At 53.1% G+C, this 17,596-nt stretch carries 16 protein-coding genes; 4 read left to right on the top strand and 12 right to left on the bottom strand.

Going from position 1 to position 17,596, the window contains the following annotated elements:
- Nucleotides 1-25: 25 nt before the first annotated feature.
- Nucleotides 26-463, top strand: a complete 438-nt coding sequence (locus JW499_RS07250) for an OsmC family protein (protein WP_205209972.1) — start codon at nt 26-28, stop codon at nt 461-463.
- Nucleotides 464-519: 56 nt separating this feature from the next.
- Here JW499_RS07250 and JW499_RS07245 read toward each other — a convergent pair whose 3' ends face one another.
- The 4 genes from JW499_RS07245 to leuS form a co-directional block, all read right to left on the bottom strand.
- Nucleotides 520-843, bottom strand: coding sequence for a c-type cytochrome (locus JW499_RS07245; protein WP_205209971.1), 324 nt, complete (start codon nt 841-843; stop codon nt 520-522).
- Between the two features lie 156 nt (nt 844-999).
- Nucleotides 1,000-2,019, bottom strand: a complete 1,020-nt coding sequence (holA, locus tag JW499_RS07240) for a DNA polymerase III subunit delta (protein WP_205209970.1) — start codon at nt 2,017-2,019, stop codon at nt 1,000-1,002.
- Nucleotides 2,020-2,025: 6 nt separating this feature from the next.
- Nucleotides 2,026-2,535, bottom strand: coding sequence for an LPS-assembly lipoprotein LptE (locus tag JW499_RS07235; RefSeq protein ID WP_205209969.1), 510 nt, complete (start codon nt 2,533-2,535; stop codon nt 2,026-2,028).
- 10 nt (nt 2,536-2,545) lie between these two features.
- The gene (gene leuS / locus JW499_RS07230; protein WP_205209968.1) at nt 2,546-5,137 is read right to left on the bottom strand and encodes a leucine--tRNA ligase; all 2,592 of its coding nucleotides are present in this window, start codon (nt 5,135-5,137) and stop codon (nt 2,546-2,548) included.
- Between the two features lie 124 nt (nt 5,138-5,261).
- Between leuS and JW499_RS07225 the strand changes: the two genes are divergently transcribed.
- Complete coding sequence (locus JW499_RS07225; RefSeq protein WP_205209967.1) at nt 5,262-5,801, top strand: zinc ribbon-containing protein; 540 nt, start codon at nt 5,262-5,264, stop codon at nt 5,799-5,801.
- On the opposite strand, the gene lnt is transcribed toward JW499_RS07225, so the two are convergent.
- From lnt to miaB, 5 genes are all read right to left on the bottom strand, one after another.
- The gene (gene lnt / locus JW499_RS07220) at nt 5,748-7,268 is read right to left on the bottom strand and encodes an apolipoprotein N-acyltransferase (RefSeq protein WP_205209966.1); all 1,521 of its coding nucleotides are present in this window, start codon (nt 7,266-7,268) and stop codon (nt 5,748-5,750) included. The two genes, JW499_RS07225 and lnt, sit on opposite strands and share 54 nt — an antisense overlap.
- Nucleotides 7,268-8,125: an HlyC/CorC family transporter gene (locus tag JW499_RS07215; RefSeq protein ID WP_205209965.1), complete on the bottom strand. Its 858-nt coding sequence runs from the start codon at nt 8,123-8,125 to the stop codon at nt 7,268-7,270. The genes lnt and JW499_RS07215 overlap by 1 nt, the downstream gene beginning before the upstream one ends.
- Nucleotides 8,126-8,153: 28 nt before the next feature.
- A complete protein-coding gene (gene ybeY / locus JW499_RS07210) occupies nt 8,154-8,612 on the bottom strand; it encodes an rRNA maturation RNase YbeY (RefSeq protein WP_205209964.1) in 459 nt (152 codons plus the stop codon).
- Nucleotides 8,609-9,622, bottom strand: a complete 1,014-nt coding sequence (locus JW499_RS07205; protein ID WP_205209963.1) for a PhoH family protein — start codon at nt 9,620-9,622, stop codon at nt 8,609-8,611. Before JW499_RS07205 ends, ybeY begins: the two co-directional genes overlap by 4 nt.
- 72 nt (nt 9,623-9,694) lie before the next feature.
- Nucleotides 9,695-11,053 (bottom strand): tRNA (N6-isopentenyl adenosine(37)-C2)-methylthiotransferase MiaB, encoded by a 1,359-nt coding sequence (gene miaB / locus JW499_RS07200; RefSeq protein WP_205209962.1) that lies wholly within the window; start codon nt 11,051-11,053, stop codon nt 9,695-9,697.
- A 157-nt stretch (nt 11,054-11,210) separates the two neighbouring features.
- Here miaB and JW499_RS07195 point away from each other — a divergent pair, with 157 nt between their 5' ends.
- Nucleotides 11,211-11,525, top strand: coding sequence for a DUF1820 family protein (locus JW499_RS07195; RefSeq protein ID WP_205209961.1), 315 nt, complete (start codon nt 11,211-11,213; stop codon nt 11,523-11,525).
- An 81-nt stretch (nt 11,526-11,606) separates the two neighbouring features.
- On the opposite strand, the gene JW499_RS07190 is transcribed toward JW499_RS07195, so the two are convergent.
- Nucleotides 11,607-12,050, bottom strand: a complete 444-nt coding sequence (locus tag JW499_RS07190; RefSeq protein WP_205209960.1) for a DUF805 domain-containing protein — start codon at nt 12,048-12,050, stop codon at nt 11,607-11,609.
- A 334-nt stretch (nt 12,051-12,384) separates the two neighbouring features.
- Here JW499_RS07190 and JW499_RS07185 point away from each other — a divergent pair, with 334 nt between their 5' ends.
- Entirely contained in the window at nt 12,385-15,717 is a 3,333-nt protein-coding gene (locus tag JW499_RS07185; RefSeq protein WP_205209959.1) for an EAL domain-containing protein, read from the top strand.
- A 2-nt stretch (nt 15,718-15,719) separates the two neighbouring features.
- Here JW499_RS07185 and JW499_RS07180 read toward each other — a convergent pair whose 3' ends face one another.
- Nucleotides 15,720-16,556: a glucosaminidase domain-containing protein gene (locus tag JW499_RS07180; RefSeq protein ID WP_205209958.1), complete on the bottom strand. Its 837-nt coding sequence runs from the start codon at nt 16,554-16,556 to the stop codon at nt 15,720-15,722.
- Between the two features lie 7 nt (nt 16,557-16,563).
- Nucleotides 16,564-17,574 carry an EF-P beta-lysylation protein EpmB gene (epmB, locus tag JW499_RS07175; protein ID WP_205209957.1) on the bottom strand — a complete coding sequence of 337 codons (1,011 nt, stop codon included), beginning with the start codon at nt 17,572-17,574 and terminating at the stop codon, nt 16,564-16,566.
- Nucleotides 17,575-17,596 lie beyond the last annotated feature (22 nt).

Below are 17,596 nucleotides of genomic sequence, written 5' to 3'. Positions count from 1 at the left end.
ATATTATTAATTTAGGGTGTTTATTATGTCTGCCAACAAAGTTATCTCTGTCTCAACCACCATGAAAGAGGGCTGTCAGGTACATGCCGATATTCGTGGCCACAAAGTTACCATCGATCAGCCCAAGCAGGCGGGCGGCACCGATGAAGGTCCAACCCCTCTGGAGTTCTTTCTCTTTTCACTGGCAGGCTGCATCGCCAGTATTGCCCGTATTGCCGCCACTCAGCAGAAAATTGAGATGCGCTCTATCGACATCGATGTCGATGGCGCTATGAATCCTGCCGGCCTGTTGGGTAAACCCACAGAGGACCGGGTTGGCTTTCAGACCATCACCGTCAGTGCAAAGATCGACGCCGACCTGAGTGAAGAAGAGAAACAGGCATTCTTTGAAGCGGTCTGTCACCGTTGTCCTCTGGATGACAATATAGCGCTGGAAACGAAAGTTACGCATTCTTTGGTTTAAAAGCAGACCGCTGAACTTGTTCAGCGGTCTGCTTTTAACGGCGGTCTGCTTTTAATTCAATAAATTTTCAGACTGAAAAGGTAGTCAGCTATTGCTGAGGCCTGCTCTTCTGTGAGGTTGGTGAAGGTTGGCATATCGGGGCGTGAGGGGTCTCCCTGGCGAATTAGCATGATCACCTGATCTTTTTGCAGGGAGGTATATCTGTTCGCAGGGATGCCTTTCAGAAATTTACCGCTGCCATCGCTTTTATGGCAGGTCTCGCAGTAGAGACCATAAAGTTTTTCGCCATCGGTTGAGTCGGTTTGAGGAGCACTGTCAGAGCAGCCGCATAGAAACAGGAAAGATATAACGGATAAAATGATAGGTCTTGTCGTTATCACAGCCAGTTTCCTTCTGAGAACCTGTTATGAGTATCGCTTATCTGCTCAGCAGAGGTCAATTTCATCGTTTTACGTACATATCAAAGCACTCATTCTGGCAGAGAAAACGGCAATTTTCCGTTTGCCGGGTTTCAGCTACGTAGCGGTGTTATTCTCTTAGCGCTCTAAATTCAATTCGATTCCGGCCAGCTGGAGGGTGATTCCGCTGAGTGTCAGCCAGGGATCCCCGAGGGCGCCTTTAATCTGTGTATCGGCCTCTGCGCAGCGGCTGAGCATGCTGTTGAGCGTGTCCGGTGAAAAACGGCTGGCCGCGTTACGCATCTGGTTTTTGCGATTGCCCCAGATCCGTTCACGCTGGCAGATGGTATCCAGCGGGGTGCCTTTCTGCAGGCCGTTCTGGATAGCGATCAGCGAGCGGATTTCCCGGGCGATCGCCCACAGCGCGACAGAGGCCTCGGTACCTTCCTGGCGAAGGACCTCGATAATCTTATTGCAGCGGGGAATCTGTTGCAGGATGGCGGCTTCAGTCAGACCGTAGATGTCATATCGGGAACTGTCAGAGACACTGTCCATCACCATGTCTGCGGTAACGGTTTGTCCGGCGTACAGCAGATTGAGTTTATCCAGTTCCTGCTTGGCTGCCAGAAGGTTACCTTCGATCCGTTCACAGAGCAGTTGAACTGCATCAGGCTCCAGCGTCAGGCCGATCTGCTGAGCACGACTATTGATCCAGCCGGGAAGCTGTTGCAGTTCTACCGGCCAGACTTCAACAATTATGCCCTGCTGATCAATCGCTTTAAACCAGGCACTTCGTTTCGCTGTACCGTCGAGTTTATTCGCAATGATCAGTAATACATTGTCTTCAGCGGGCCGTTTCAGGTATTCCTGAAGTATGTCGCTGGCCTGCTTGTTGAGTTTGTGACTGCCCAGTCGGAGTTCAATAATCTTCTGTTCGGCAAACAGGGAGAGGGCATTGGCACATTCGAGCAGGTATTCCCACTTGAAGCCTCCCTCAACGTGCAGAGTTTCCCGTTCACTGAAACCTATCGAGTGGAGGTGCTGACGCAGCAGGTCGCTACTCTCCTCAATCAGCAGGGTTTCGTCGCCGGTGAGCAGATAAACCGGAGCCGGTTGCGGGCCGAGTTTGTTGGCAAGCTGCTCCGGTTTTATCTTCATCGTGATCTAGGGAGTCGCAGGTTTCAGGTTGGCGTAGAGGCGCAGAATCTGGTTGGCCAGTTGCTGATCCATCTCTATATAAAGCTGTGCTTCCTGAGCGCTGCTGGCGGTCTCTTTATCAGCATCATAGTCATAAGTGCGTTCCGCCAGCAGGGTGCGCTTGAGAACGGGGTTGCCCTGCGGATCTTTCACTATGAAATTGACTTTGGTGTTGAGTTCATACTCATCAATATCCGCATTGGCACCCAGGGTCGCTTCACGGCGGCTGCGCTTCTCAGAGATGATTTGTAGCAGATAACCCGTGCCCGCGTTAACCACTATGCCGTTGGCTTCCAGCAGTCGGCGAAGCACCGGCTCGAGCTGACTGCGGGAGCGTTCAGGGGTGATCAGCGTGAGCTGCCGTAATGGTTCAGCGATATCTGCACTACCGCGCAGATGAAAACCGCATGCGGACAGTAGCAGGCAGCAAGCCGTCAGCAAAATAGCAGCTGAAAAACGGTTCCGACAGCGTTTCATCCCTGACCCCTTAACCAACGACGATGTTGACGAGTTTATTTGGCACGACAATCTGTTTGCGGATGGTCTTGCCATCGAGGTGGCGCTGAACCCCTTCATCAGCCAGGGCTGTATGCAGCACAATGCTCTCATCCGAGTCTGCAGGCACGGTGATTTTGCCTCTTACCTTGCCATTCACCTGTACCACCATCTGTACGTTAGCGAGTGTCATCGCTGACTCATCGACCACAGGCCACGGGGCATCCAGCAGGCTACTGCTGTAACCCAGATCGGCCCACAGCTGATGGGTGATGTGCGGTACGATCGGCGCCAGCAGTTGTACGGCGGCGCTCAGTGCTTCGCGAACGACGGCGCGACCCTGATCGCTGGCATCAACAAAGCGGCTGATCGCGTTGCTCAGCTCCATCACCGCCGCGATAGCGGTATTGAAGGTCTGGCGGCGCTCGATGTCATCGGATACTTTTTTGATGGTCTCGTGAGTTTTACGGCGCAGCTCTTTCTGACGGTCATCAAGGCTGTCCGGATCAAGCGCAACGATCTCACCGGGATACTGGAGATGGTCATAAACCAGTTTCCACAGGCGACGCAGGAAGCGATGAGCGCCTTCCACGCCGGAGTCAGACCACTCCAGTGATTGCTCGGGCGGCGCGGCAAACATCATAAACAGGCGCACGGTGTCAGCACCGTATTTGTCGATCATCACCTGTGGATCGATACCGTTGTTCTTCGACTTAGACATCTTGCCCATGCCTGCCGATTCAACCGCTTCACCATCAGCAATATGGACCGCTTTGATTACCCGGCCTTTTTCATCCCGCTCAACTTTGACCTCTGTGGGGGAGATCCAGATTTTGCCGCCATTGTCATCTTCGCGGTAGTAGGTGTCAGCCAGCACCATTCCCTGACACAGCAGGCGTTCAAATGGCTCATCAGAGTTCACCAGACCCTCATCGCGCATCAGTTTGTGGAAGAAGCGGGAGTAGAGCAGGTGCAGAATCGCGTGTTCGATACCACCGATATACTGGTTCACGGGCAGCCAGTAATTAGCGGCTTCAGGTTCCAGCATGGACTCTGCATTACGGCAGGCGTAACGGGCGTAATACCAGGAAGATTCCATAAAGGTATCAAAGGTGTCGGTTTCCCGCTCAGCTGCACCGCCACATTTGGGGCAGGTGGTTTGCTTAAAGCTGTCCATCTTTTTGATCGGTGAACCGACGCCATCAAAGGTAACATCAACGGGCAAAACGACCGGCAACTGATCTTCAGGCACCGGCACAGCACCACAGCTGTCGCAGTTGATAACCGGGATCGGCGTGCCCCAGTAACGCTGCCGGGAGACACCCCAGTCACGCAGGCGGTAGTTGATGGTGATTTTGCCTTTTCCCTTGCTCTGAAGTTCGGAGGCTATCGCTTTGAATGCAACATCGAAATCCAGTTCATCAAAGCTGCCTGAGTTCATCAGTACGCCTTTCTCGGTGAACGCTTCCTCATCGAGATTGATCGGGGTGTTGTTATCGGCAGGACGGATAACCTGCTTGATCGGCAAACCATACTTTTTGGCAAATTCGTAATCGCGCTGGTCGTGGGCCGGAACGGACATGACGGCCCCAGAACCGTATTCCATCAACACGAAGTTAGCTGTCCACACCGGAACCTTCTGTCCGGTCAGTGGGTGGGTTGCCTCAATGCCCAGGGCAAAGCCCTTTTTCTCCATGGTGGCCATATCCGCTTCAGCCACTTTCATGTTTTTGCTTTCATTGACGAAGGCCGTCAACTCGGCATTATTGGCCGCTGCCTGTTGCACCAGAGGGTGGCCGGGGGCGACGGCAACATAGGTTACACCCAGCAGGGTGTCAGGGCGTGTGGTGAACACTTCAAGCTCGCCGAAACCATCCACGTGGAAGCTCAGTTCAACACCTTCAGAACGACCGATCCAGTTACGCTGCATGGTGCGGACCTGTTCCGGCCATTCATCGAGCTTGTCCAGATCATCGAGCAACTCATCGGCATAATCGGTGATTTTCAGAAACCACTGGGGAATCTTTTTACGCTCAACCAGCGCACCTGAGCGCCAGCCACGGCCATCGATTACCTGTTCGTTTGCCAGAACGGTCTGATCGACCGGGTCCCAGTTCACCTCAGAGTCTTTTTTGTATACCAGACCTTTTTCCATCAGGCGGGTGAAGAACCATTGTTCCCAGCGATAATATGATGGGTGGCAGGTGGCCACCTCGCGGCTCCAGTCATAACCAAAGCCCATCTGGTCCAGCTGATTGCGCATGTAATCGATGTTTTCATAGGTCCAGCTGGCGGGCGGAACATTATTTTTCAGAGCCGCGTTTTCCGCAGGCAGACCGAACGCATCCCACCCCATCGGCTGCAGGACGTTCTTGCCCTGCATCCGCTGGTAGCGTGAAACCACATCGCCAATGGTGTAGTTGCGTACATGCCCCATGTGTAGCCGACCGCTTGGGTAGGGAAACATCGACAGGCAGTAGAACTTCTCTTTGGACTGGTCTTCCGTGGCTTTGAAGCTTTGGTTGTCGACCCAGTGTTTCTGGACTTCAGGTTCTATATGCTGCGGTTTATATTGTTCGTTCATTTTGACTCTGATGATAAAAACCGGCGGATGTTGGACGCCGGTCAATGGAATATTTTGTCTGTGGCGCATAGGATACAATATATGCCATGCTACATATAGTTTTTAGTCGGCTTTGGAGATGGATATGAGCAACAATAGCAGTGGAAAAGATCGTAGTGCTCAGTATGATCGGGTGCTGAGCCGGTTACGTCGTGAACTGGAATCCGCTGAGCATCGTTCCTGGGAGTATCTGCAGGAGAAAATTGAAGAGGCTGTCGAGCTGGAACTGACTGCCGAAGAGATGACCCGGGATGAGATGGATCTGCTCAGTGCCTATCTGAAAAAAGATCTCAAACAGCTCGGTTATTATGCCCATGAGACCGGTGAAGGGGTCGCTGCCTGGCTTAATTTTGATCTCAATGCGCTGGAGCAGACGGTGGCGCAACAGTTAATGGATCTGGCTGATCGCACCCGTATCGGCATCACCGAGCTGGAACAGCGCCTGGCGGAGGGAGAGGACTACTACGCCGCCGGTGACACGGCACTGGCCGGCACTTTTGTCTGTGTCGACTGCGGTGAGCAGATCACTAACACCCATACCGCGCCCCTGAGCGCCTGCCCCAAATGTGGTTCAGAAACCTTTACGCGACTGTCGGCGCCGTGGAGCGGTGAACAGACCGAATAACAACATCAGGCCTGCTACTATCTGCAGGGGTTTGATCCCCCATTCCTGATAAGGCGTCAGCCCCTGCATCCGCTGCACCTCACCGATCATTACCGCTTGTTGATATTGCGGTACAGTGGTGCTGATATTTCCGTCAGGGCTGATCAGTGCACTGATACCGTTATTGGTTGAGCGAATCAGCCAGCGGCCGGTCTCCAGTGCCCGCATCCGCGCAATCTGCAGATGTTGTGCCGGTGCACTTGAATGGCCAAACCAGGTATCGTTACTGACAGTCAGCAACAGATCGCTGCTCAGACTTTGCTGGCGCACTAACTCCGGATAGGCGATCTCGTAGCAGATAAATGGCGCAATCTGGCTGCCTGCTGCTTCCAGTAGCGGCTGATCCGGTGATCCGAGACTGAACTCAGACATCGGCAGGTCAAAGAAGTCGATAATGCCGCGTAACTGTCGTTCCAGTGGCACATATTCGCCGAAAGGGACCAGTCGCTGTTTATCGTAGTTGCCACTGCCGCCAGCGAACAGGGTGAGGCTATTGGTGTAGCGCTTGCCCTTTGGCTGTTCTGAATCGATATAGACCGTTGGAATACCGCTGATCATCGCGGTGTGGCTCTCCTCCAGCCTCTCCGTGAACGGGCTGAGCATTACCCTGGCTTTCGGATAGAAGGTCGGGATGGCTGTTTCAGGCCAGATCAGCAGGTCCACTTTATCGCTGTCCAGGCTCAGGTCGACATAGGTTTGCAGGATATGTTCAAGTTCGCTCCGCTGCCACTTCTGTTGTTGCGGGATATTGGCCTGAACCGCCATGACACTGAGCGGCTCGCCCACCGGGAGCGTCCAGCTCCGGGGTATCTGATGCTGCTGTACGGCAATCAGAGGCAGCCCCACAATCATCAGAATGGTTGCTGCCTGGAGGGGGTGTTTCAGGCGCTTAAAGAAGGTGACCAGCAGGGTGCTGCTCAGGACTACATAGAGGCTGAGCAGCCAGACGCCCCCCAGTGGAGCAAAAATGGCCAGCGGCGTATCGATCAGACCGTAGCCCAGATAGAGCCATGGGAAACCGGTGAACAGCCAGCTGCGCAGCCACTCGAAGGCTATCCAGAGCGCGCAGAACCCGGCGACATTGCGAAAAAAACGGCTGTAAAGCCAACCCTGCAGGGCAAACAGAAGCGCCAGGGCGGCGACAAACAGTGCCGTCATTGAACCGGCCAGCAAACCCGAGGCATTGCTGTGTTCATGGATACTGACAAACACCCATGACACGCCGGCGCCAAAGAAACCGAGCCCATAACACCAGCCCAGCCAGCCGCCTGCCCGGGGTGTGCAGTTGTGTAACAGAATAAACAGGATGGCAACAGAGACTCCGCCCAGATACCAGTAGTTAAAGGGGGCTAGCGACAGAGGGGCAAGGGCGCCGGCGATCGCACAGAGTATAATCCGCCAGAAGAGAAACGTTGTGCGGTTAGCCATCAGTAATCTGCCGGGGTTGTCCGGATAACCTGGAGCAGACGGATTCGCCGGTTGTCTGCGCTGAGAACCTTAAAGGTAAATGCATCAATTTCCACTGTTTCGTCCTTGCGTGGCAGGTGGCCAAATTTCTGTGTCACCAGACCGCCGATCGTATCAAAATCATCATCCGGCATGCCGATATCGAAAAACTCGTTGAAATCTTCAATCGGTGTCAGGGCTTTGACAATATAGCCGTTGTCATCAAAGGGTTTGATGTTGCCCTCATCATCTTCAACATCGTGTTCATCCTCGATCTGGCCGACGATCTGTTCCAGTACATCTTCGATGGTGATAACGCCGGAGACACCGGCATATTCATCGACAACGATTGCCATATGGTTGCGGGTGGCGCGGAACTCTTTGAGCAGCACGTTAAGACGCTTACTTTCGGGGATGAAGGTAGCCTTGCGGACGTGTTGCCTGATATCAAAGTTTTCCAGATTATTGTCGTCAAGAATCAGTGACAGCAGGTCTTTGGCGAGCAGCACGCCGAGTATATCGTCCGGGTTATCGCCGATAACCGGAAAACGGGAATGGGCAGAGGAGATAATAATCGGCAGAAACTCTTTAGGGGTCTGGTCGGCTTCAACCACCACCATCTGTGAGCGGGGAATCATCACGTCCCGCACCTGCTGGTCGGCTACCTGCATCGCCCCTTCGATTATACTGAAGGCTTCCTGGTCGAGAACGTTCTCGTCGGTGGCGTCTTTCAGGTCTGCCAGCAGGTCTTCACGGGTTTTCGGTTCATCAGAAAATATCTGGGTGAGTTTCCCCAGCCAGGACTTTTGCTGCCCATTTCCCGATCGCTCATCGCTCATGTGGTGCTCCGTAGTTTCGCTATCTAGCTTACTCAGTTAACAGATAGGGATCGGGAATATTCAGACTGGCGAGAATCTCCCGCTCGAGCTGTTCCATCTCTTCCGCTTCATCGCTATTTATATGGTCGAATCCAAGCAGATGCAAGACTCCGTGTACTACCATATGGCACCAATGGTTAAATAATGGCTTATTTTGCTCGTCGGCTTCCCGGGAGACGACCTCGGCACACACCACCAGATCGCCCAGCAGTGACAGCTCTATCCCCTCGGGTACTTCGAAAGGAAAGGATAGTACATTGGTGGAACTGTCCTTGCTCCGGTACTGGTGATTGAGTTCACGACTCTCCTCGGGTGAGACGATACGGATCGAGAGTTCGGCTTCGTCCAGCCGCCCATGCAACGCCGCAGTAACCCACTGTGTCAGTTGCTCTTCCGAGGGCAGGTTGTGATCCTCTATCTGGCACTGGCGGTCAACAAAATAGCTCATCGTTTGTCCTGTGCCTGATCGGCGCGTTGTTCCTGGCGTTTATCGTACTCGTCATAGGCTTCAACAATGTGGCCTACCAGTGGGTGACGCACCACGTCTTTGGCGGTAAACCGGGTAAAGCCGATCCCTTTGACATCCTGAAGCACTTCACTGGCATGGATCAAACCGGACCGGACCCCCTTGGGCAGGTCTATCTGCGTGGTGTCGCCGGTAATCACTGCGGTAGAGCCAAAGCCGATCCGGGTGAGAAACATCTTCATCTGTTCCCGGGTGGTGTTCTGGCTTTCATCGAGAATAACGAAAGAGCCATTAAGGGTACGGCCACGCATATAGGCCAGCGGGGCGACTTCGATCACATTGCGTTCAATCAGTTTGCTGACCCGCTCAATTCCCAGCATCTCATACAGAGCGTCATACAGCGGGCGCAGGTAAGGGTCTACCTTCTGGCTCAGATCGCCGGGGAGGAACCCCAGTTTTTCGCCGGCTTCAACCGCCGGGCGGACCAGCAGGATGCGGCTGACTTCCTCGCGTTCCAGCGCTTCGCAGGCGCAGGCCACCGCCAGATAGGTTTTGCCGGTACCGGCAGGGCCAATACCGAAATTGATATCATGGGTCAGGATAGAGCGTACGTAGCCTTGCTGGTTGGGGCCGCGGGGACGGATCAGGGTTTTGCGGGTCTGGATGGTAATATCTGCCTGGTAGACCGGCGCTGCCGGTGCGCCACCGGTCAGTTGCTCAACGCCAGACTGTTGTAATAACAGGTGGATCTGGTCCGGGGTGATCTGCTCGCCTTGCCGGGCATCTTCATAAAGTTGCTCCAGCATCTTGGCTCCCGCACGGACGACATTTGATCTGCCCGCCAGTTTGAAGCTGTTGCCCCGGTTGCTGATCTCTATGCCGAGTCGTTGTTCAATCAGACGCAGATGCTCATCGAGCTGGCCGCACAGGTTGGACAGGTGTTGCGGATTATCCGGTTCCAGAGTGAGCTGAATGGTTTGCGCTGTGTTCAAAAACGAATCCTTTAATAGAGAGATACTGTTAAGTTTAGCAGGATGCCGGGCGATGCTGACCGGCATGTTGCATTATTGCCAGTCCTGATCCAGTTCTGAGGCAACTAACTCCCCCAGCAGTGAGTTGCTGTATGCTTCGACGATACGGACATCGGCGAAGTGGCCGATCAGATCCGGATTATCGCAGCGAAAGTTAACCACCCGGTTATTTTCGGTGCGTCCCTGTAGCATACCCGGGTCTTTGCGGGAGTAATCGGTGACCAGGATCCGTTGTACCGAATCGACCATCCGGCGGCTGATCTGCATCGCCTGTTGGGTGATACGCGCCTGCAGAATATTGAGGCGCTCTTTCTTGGTGTCGTCGGAGACATCATCGGGCAGATCTGCGGCCGGGGTCCCCGGGCGGCGGCTATAGATAAAGCTATAGGAGTTATCAAAGCCGATCTCGGCGATCAGGTTCATGGTAGCTTCGAAATCGGCATCGGTTTCACCGGGGAAGCCCACGATAAAGTCGGATGACAGGGTGATGTCGGGTCGGGCGGCCCTGATTTTACGAATCAGGGACTTGTATTCCAGCGCCATATGACCCCGTTTCATCGCCATCAGAATCCGGTCAGAACCACTTTGCACCGGCAGATGCAGGAAACTCACCAGCTCAGGCACTTCGCGGTAAACCTCCACCAGACTGTCGCTGAATTCAACCGGGTGGGAGGTGGTAAAGCGGATACGATCGATACCATCGATGGCGGCTACGCAGCGAATCAGTTCTGCCAGATCTGCACTGTCGCCATCGTGGGTGGCTCCCCGATAGGCATTCACGTTCTGACCCAGCAGATGGATCTCCCGCACCCCTTGCTCGGACAGTTCCACCGCTTCAGTAATGATATCATCCAGCGGCCGGCTGACCTCCTCTCCACGGGTGTAGGGCACAACACAGAACGTGCAGTATTTGCTGCAACCCTCCATTACCGAGACAAAGGCTTCAGCACCTTCAACCCGGGGCGCGGGCAGGTGATCAAATTTCTCGATTTCAGGAAAACTGATATCGACAATTCCTTTCTTCTGAGTGCCAGTGTTGGTGAGGTCGATCATCTCTGGCAGGCGGTGCAGGGTTTGCGGCCCGAAGATCATATCGACATAGGGGGCGCGTTTCAGAATAGCGTCTCCCTCCTGGGAGGCGACGCAGCCGCCTACACCGATCTTCAGTTCTGGATTCTTCGCTTTCAGCTTGCGCCAGCGACCCAGTTGATGAAACACCTTTTCCTGCGCTTTTTCACGAATAGAACAGGTGTTCAGGAGCAGTACATCCGCCTCGGCCTGATTGTCGGTTAACTCAAGTTCATGGCTTTCGCCCAGCAGATCAGCCATACGGGCTGAATCGTACTCGTTCATCTGGCAACCGTGGGTTTTAATGAATAGCTTTTTGGCCATTGCACACCTGTTCTGCATCGTGGAGAAATTAAAAGGGCGGGAATTATACTTTATGGCAATCCGGCTGCATAGTTTTTAACCGCTCAGGAAATCACTTGTAATCAGCTAAAGCGTCCCCATAATAACGCCAGTAAACCCTTTTTGAGTGCAGTGAAACATGGCCAGTGATCCAATCTACCGGATAAAATTTCTTAATCAGAACGAGATCTATGAGATCTATGCACATAATGTCTACCAAAGTGATTTATGGGGCTTTCTGGAAGTAGAAAACATCGTTTTTGGTAGTCAGAGCTCGATGGTGGTTGATCCCTCTGAAGAGAAGCTTAAAAAACAGTTTGAAGATGTGGAACGCAGTTATATTCCGATGCAGGCGATTATTCGCATCGATGAAGTCAAACATGAAGGTCCGGCAAAAATTACCGAGGTGAAAGGCACCGTGACACCGTTTCCGGTGATGCCGCCGAGAAACTGATCGCAGACCCGTCGGTTACGACTATCGCCAGTATTGGAAAATGCGCAACGCTGCTCAGGTGTTGCGCATTTTTTGTTTTAGTCAGGCGCTGGGTGCCCCATAGTCATTAGTCTCTGGGCTACCGGGTAGAAAGCCCGCTTCGATCAGCACCCAGAACGGGCCGATAAGTGGTACAAACATAATCAGAATCCACCAGGCGGACTTGTTGCGGTCATGCCAGCGTTTTGCCTGCAGGGCCAGTCCGATCCAGCCTGTTGGTATACAGAGTAAAAAGGTAAGGGCCATATAGGTGATAATGCCCGAGGCGGGATCGCTAGAAGTGTTTATGGCGGCGACCAGCATAGCCACCAGACCTGCCGTAATAGCCCATGTCACCAGCGCAGAGGCCAGTGAAGCCAGCCAGAATGTTTTCCGGCCAATCCGTCCCTCAAATGAGAACAGAATCTGCTTCAGTGTGAGTGGGGCAATACTATCTGATGAGTGTTCTAAAGCCGCCTGGGGGGAGGCGTAAATATCTGTATTCATTTCAAAGTCCTTTTTTATCAGGTGGTCCGGGTGATAAAACGCTTAGTCAGACACAGTTGGCTATGGTGGCTATAACTGATGCGGTGTTGGAAATATGCACATCGTCTTATAGCCGGCCATACATTAATGAAATAGAGTTAAATATCAAGTCATCTGAGTTGATGAAAGTCACTGTTCTGTTTGTATATCTCGTCCGGCCCGGGATGAGTGATTAATCTGTATAGCGGAATTGGCAGATTGGGTAGTTAAAACTCATTATGAAGAGCGATTTAGGGTACATTGTTTGCAGAGTTTAAAACACGCTAGCATTAATTATAGAGAACGCAGTCGCTGTATGTCGTCAAATTCACCACCAGTCAAATCGCCGCAACGTCGTATTTCTGACCTGTTCTGTACTCATGTACTGCCCGGTCTGGCTTATCTTTTTCTGGCACAGGTTTCGGTGGGGCTACTCTCGATCCCACCCAGCGATGCGTCTGCAGTCTGGCCCGCGGCGGGGGTATCAATTACCGCTATTCTGCTGCGTGGATATCGAGCCTGTTTCGGCTTATTTATCGCCCTGATGGTGTTCTATGCTGGCAGTTGGCTTGATGCGGGGAGTACGGCAGGGCTGTTTCGCTCTCTGGGTCTGATGCTGTTGCTCAGTATGGCGGCTATTCTTGAAGCGGTGGGAGCGGTCTGGCTGATATATCGCTTTTTTGGCCGGATGCCGGATCTGATTGATGATAAACAGATCACCCTGTTTCTGCTGATCATTGGGCCCCTGGCATCGCTTGCGGCGAGTCTGATGGCTATTATGACCCTGCTGGTATTTGGTGTTATTGGCTGGGAGAACTTTTTCATCAGTTGGTTAACCTGGTGGATTGGCGACACTATCGGCGCGATTGTGGTTGCACCGATGTTGCTGGCACTTTTTGCAGGTCCGCAGAGTACTTTATTTACCCGTAAATGGGCCATCGTGTTGCCGATGAGCGGCTTGCTGATGGTGATTGTGATCCTTTTTCTGATCACCAGAAACTATGAGGAGCAGGAACGGGCTCTGAAGTTTAAACAGGAGGTGGAACAGCTACACTCCAATATGAAGGTGCGCCTGGATGGTGGTATAGAGGTACTGTTCTCATTACGTAGTCTGTTTCAGAGCAGTACGAGCATAGGCGCGGCTGATTTTCACAGTTTTACCCTGCATATGCTGCAACGCTATCCTGAAATACAGGCATTGGAGTGGATTCCCCGCATACCCGACGGACTCCGTTCTGAGTATGAAGCTTCCGCCGTTATCCCCCTGACTATCGTAGAGCTGGGTGATAGCGGGAAGCTGGTCAGCGCTCCGCAAAGAGAGGTCTATTATCCGGTCACCTACGTTGAACCGTTTGTCGAAAATGAACGGGCTTTTGGATTTAATGTAATCAGTAATCCGCTGGCGAAAGAGGCGCTGCAACGGGCGCGTGAACACAGCGGTGTTGCATTTACAGCTCCGGTCCGGTTGATTCAGGAGTCGGGAGAGCAGAAGGGCATTGTGGCCTATCTGCAGGTCAATCATAACGGGGTCGATCGGGGACTGTCTGACGAAGGTGTGGTTGCGGCGGTGTACCGGGTGGGGGATTTTATCAACTCCGTCCTGAGGGAACGACAGGATCTGGCTGCACAGGTTGGGGTGGTCGTCATGGATGTGACCGATAACCGGCAAGCGATATACACCGGTAGTGAGATCATGGATAACCCTTATGAACCGTTGAGTCTGAGCAAAGAGTATTCAGTCGGGGGGCGGGTTTATCAGTTTACTTACAGCGCCAAACCCGACTTCTTCGTACATTTCTCGCAGTGGAGCAGCTGGATTGTGTTACTGGGAGGGATGTTATTCGCGGCCCTGCTCGGTGGCTGGTTGCTGTCGCTTACCGGCCGCACCCTGCGTATCGGCCAGGTGGTGAGAGAAAAGACCGCCTCGTTGCAACATGAGGTGGAGGAACGCAGCAAGGCCGAACAGGCGCTGGTTAAAGTATCTAAAGCGGTAGAGTTCAGCCCCAACATGGTATTGATTACCCTGCCGGATGGTGAGATTGAATATTCCAGCCCTAAATTTACCGAAGAGACCGGGTTTGTGCCCGGAGATGTGATCGGACAGCCGATAAATATGCTCCATTTCCCCCAGCCAGGAGAGACCTCTTATGCGGATCTCTGGCCGCAGCTGGTCGACAGGCCTAACTGGCGTGGGGAGATTGTTAATCGCAAGAAATCGGATGGACTCTACTGGGCACAGGTTAACATCGCCCCTATCTATGATTTTCATGGGGTGCTGACAAACTATGTAGTCACTCTGCAGGATATTACCGAAAATCGCCTGATCTCTGAACAGATCAGCTATCATGCCAGTCATGACCAGTTGACCGGCCTGATCAACCGGCGTGAATTTGAGATACGTATGCAGACGCTGTTCAATACTCAGCGCCAGCCGGGTTGTCAGCATGCTTTCTGCTTCCTCGATCTGGATCAGTTTAAAGTGGTTAATGATACCTGTGGTCATGTTGCGGGGGATGAGCTATTGCGGCAGGTTTCTCTGCTGTTGCAAAGCCGGGTAAGGTCTAATGACACCCTGGCCCGTCTTGGCGGGGATGAGTTTGGTATTCTGTTGCAGAACTGCCCTCTGGAAAAGGCGCAGGTTGTCGCGGAAACGGTCCGGGATGCTATTGCAGACTTCAAATTTTGCTGGGAACAGCAGGCATTCAATATCGGCGTCAGTATCGGTGTGGTAGCGATTAATGAACACTCGGCCAGTTTAACGGAAGTTCTGAAACAGGCCGACTCTGCCTGCTATACCGCCAAAGACGCCGGACGAAACCGGGTGCATCTCTATACCCCGGAGAATGAGATGCTGGCCCGGCGTGAAGGGGAGATGCACTGGGTGACAGAGATCAATGCTGCCCTCGATGAAGACCGTTTTACGCTTTACGGCCAGGTGATTATGCCGTTACAAAACGCTCAGCTGAAGCCGGATGTAGAGTTGTTGCTGAGGATGAAGGACCGGGAGGGCAATATTGTACCCCCGGGGGCTTTTTTGCCAGCAGCTGAGCGTTATCAACTGGCCGGTCGTATCGATGAATGGGTGGTCGGTAACGCCTTCCAGTGGCTGGATCGGAACTTCACCCAGTTCAGTCAGTATTTTGGCTGCTGTGCCATTAACCTGTCTGGTGGCAGTCTGGGAGACCCGCGCATCAAAGAGGCGATTATCAAACATCTGGAACGTTCCTCCCTGCTGCCATACAAGGTTAAATTTGAAATTACGGAAACCTCGGCAATCGCTAATCTTGTCGAAGCGCAGCGTTTTATTAACGCCTTGAAGGCCTATGGGTGTCAGTTTTCGCTGGATGATTTTGGCAGTGGGCTCTCCTCCTTCGCATACCTGAAAAATCTGCCGGTGGATAATCTCAAGATTGATGGTCTGTTTGTCAAAGGGATTCTCAATGATGAACTGGACCAGGCAATGGTTAAGTCGATCAACGATATCGGTCATGTCATGGGCAAAACCACTATTGCGGAGTTTGTCGAAAATGATGAGATATGTCAGATGCTGCGAGAGATCGGCGTTGATTATGGTCAGGGCTACGGACTGGGGATGCCTGAGCCTCTGGATGCGCTGTTACAGCATGTAAGCGGGGATGATGATCGGTAGTTTCACTGGCTGACAGAATTGCTTCGGGTTGACAGCTGGTAGCTGTCGTAGCGCCGTAAACGATTTTGTCGGATCATCGTCTCCAGTCGCTTAACATAGTCATCCCCCAGCTCACTATAGCGGTGCAGGTGTTTTATCAGTTCGAGACTGTTCTGCGTGTGTCGGGCAGCCTGGCGCAGCTCGATATACGCCTTGCCCCGCGCCAGAGTGAGAAAATAGTCCTCAATCGCGCCGAGTAAAGAATCGTAGCGCTTAACAAAGACCGCCTGATCATCTCTCATCTGCTGTGCCATGATGCGTTTCTCATTCGGGTCAAACGACCAGACACCAAACACATTATTCGCCTGCACGAAAAACCGTGAACTGCCCCAGCCGGTTTCAATGGCTGCCTGCGCCAGAATCAGACTGTTAGGCAGGCCGATCATACGCTGACGCAGCTCTGCCGGAGAGTCGGTATCGTAGGTTGATTTAAGCTGCTCCAGCCAGGCCTGCTCCTCGCTATTGAGAGCAGACTGGGAGAGTAGTTGTTCCAGCCGGCTTCTTTGCTGCTGCAGGTGCTGCTTACTGATCAGAATAGCCGGCAACAGCAAAGCGATAAAGCGTTGTTTCTTTTCCGCGACCGGCAGTGGTGCCAGCGAGACGACGGAAGTATAGGCAACGGCTTCGACGGGATTGGTCAGCTGGACAATATCGGCAGGTGTTTTCAGGGCTTTGTAGGTTACCGGGGTTGCGGACTGATCGCGTTGATCAGCGATCTGTACCAGTGCGCCAAAACCAAACATCAGTGCGGCGATAAACAGTAATACCGTTTGTATCTGTGACTGTGGTGTTGTACTCATCGCGGGGTTACTCCTGATCCGTAAACAGCAGGGTTTTAGAGCCTCTGCCCGGAATCTCGCGGGCCAGTCTGGGAACCAGATAGCCCGGCAGTTGGTCCTGCAGTTGTCGCATCAGTTGACGGGCCTCATCATCCGGCAGATCAAAGTGTGCCGCACCTTTAACCGGGTCAAAGGTAAACAGATAGTAAGGTAGTACACCGATAGCGAACAGCTGCTCACTGAGTGTTTTCAGCGTCGTGACGCTGTCGTTAATACCTCGCAGGAGCACGGCCTGATTTAATACAGTAATCCCCGCCTGGGTCAGCCGCTGTACCGCTGCGGCAACATGGATATCCAGTTCCTGGGGGTGGTTGCTGTGGATAACGGTCACCACCTTTAGGCGGGTCTGCTTCAGTACATTGACGAAAGATTCGGTAATCCGCTGTGGCAGCACTACCGGCAGTCGACTGTGAATACGCAGCCGGGCCAGATGAGGGATCTGCTCAAGATCAGTAATCAGCTGATTTAACCGTGAATCGCTGGAAACCAGAGGGTCGCCACCAGAGAAGATCACTTCGGTGATGCTGGGATCAGCGGTAATATAGTCAAGGATGTTCTGCCATTGCTGCGGCCCCAGACGGTTTTCGGCGTACGGGAAGTGACGCCGGAAACAGTAACGACAGTTGATCGCACAGGCGCCGGTGAGTATCACCAGCACCCGGCCATTGTATTTATGAATCAGGCCGTCAACCGGGTTGCTGTGGCTCTCCTCCAGTGGGTCGCGGGTAAATCCCGGCACCTCGTCCAGCTCCTCAGCCAGCGGCAGAACCTGGCGCAGCAGCGGGTCATCCGGGTTGCCCTTCTCAATGCGGTCCAGCCAGGGGCGGGGGATACGCATCGCGAATTCCAGGCTGGCGCGGTTGGCTCCTGCCAAAAGCGAATCCGGCAACCGGAGGTAGCGTAACAACGCTTCCGGACTTTCCAGCGTCTGACTGAGTAGGGTTTGCCAGGTATCCGGCAACTGAATAGGTGAGTGCATAGTAGAATAATTTCGCTGGAAA

Origin of the sequence: Amphritea pacifica, from assembly GCF_016924145.1 — a bacterium.
In the GTDB taxonomy this organism is placed as follows: Bacteria; Pseudomonadota; Gammaproteobacteria; order Pseudomonadales; family Balneatricaceae; genus Amphritea; species Amphritea pacifica.
The sequence above is the reverse complement of the archived record's forward strand: the minus strand, read 5'-3'. Positions and strand labels throughout refer to the sequence as shown.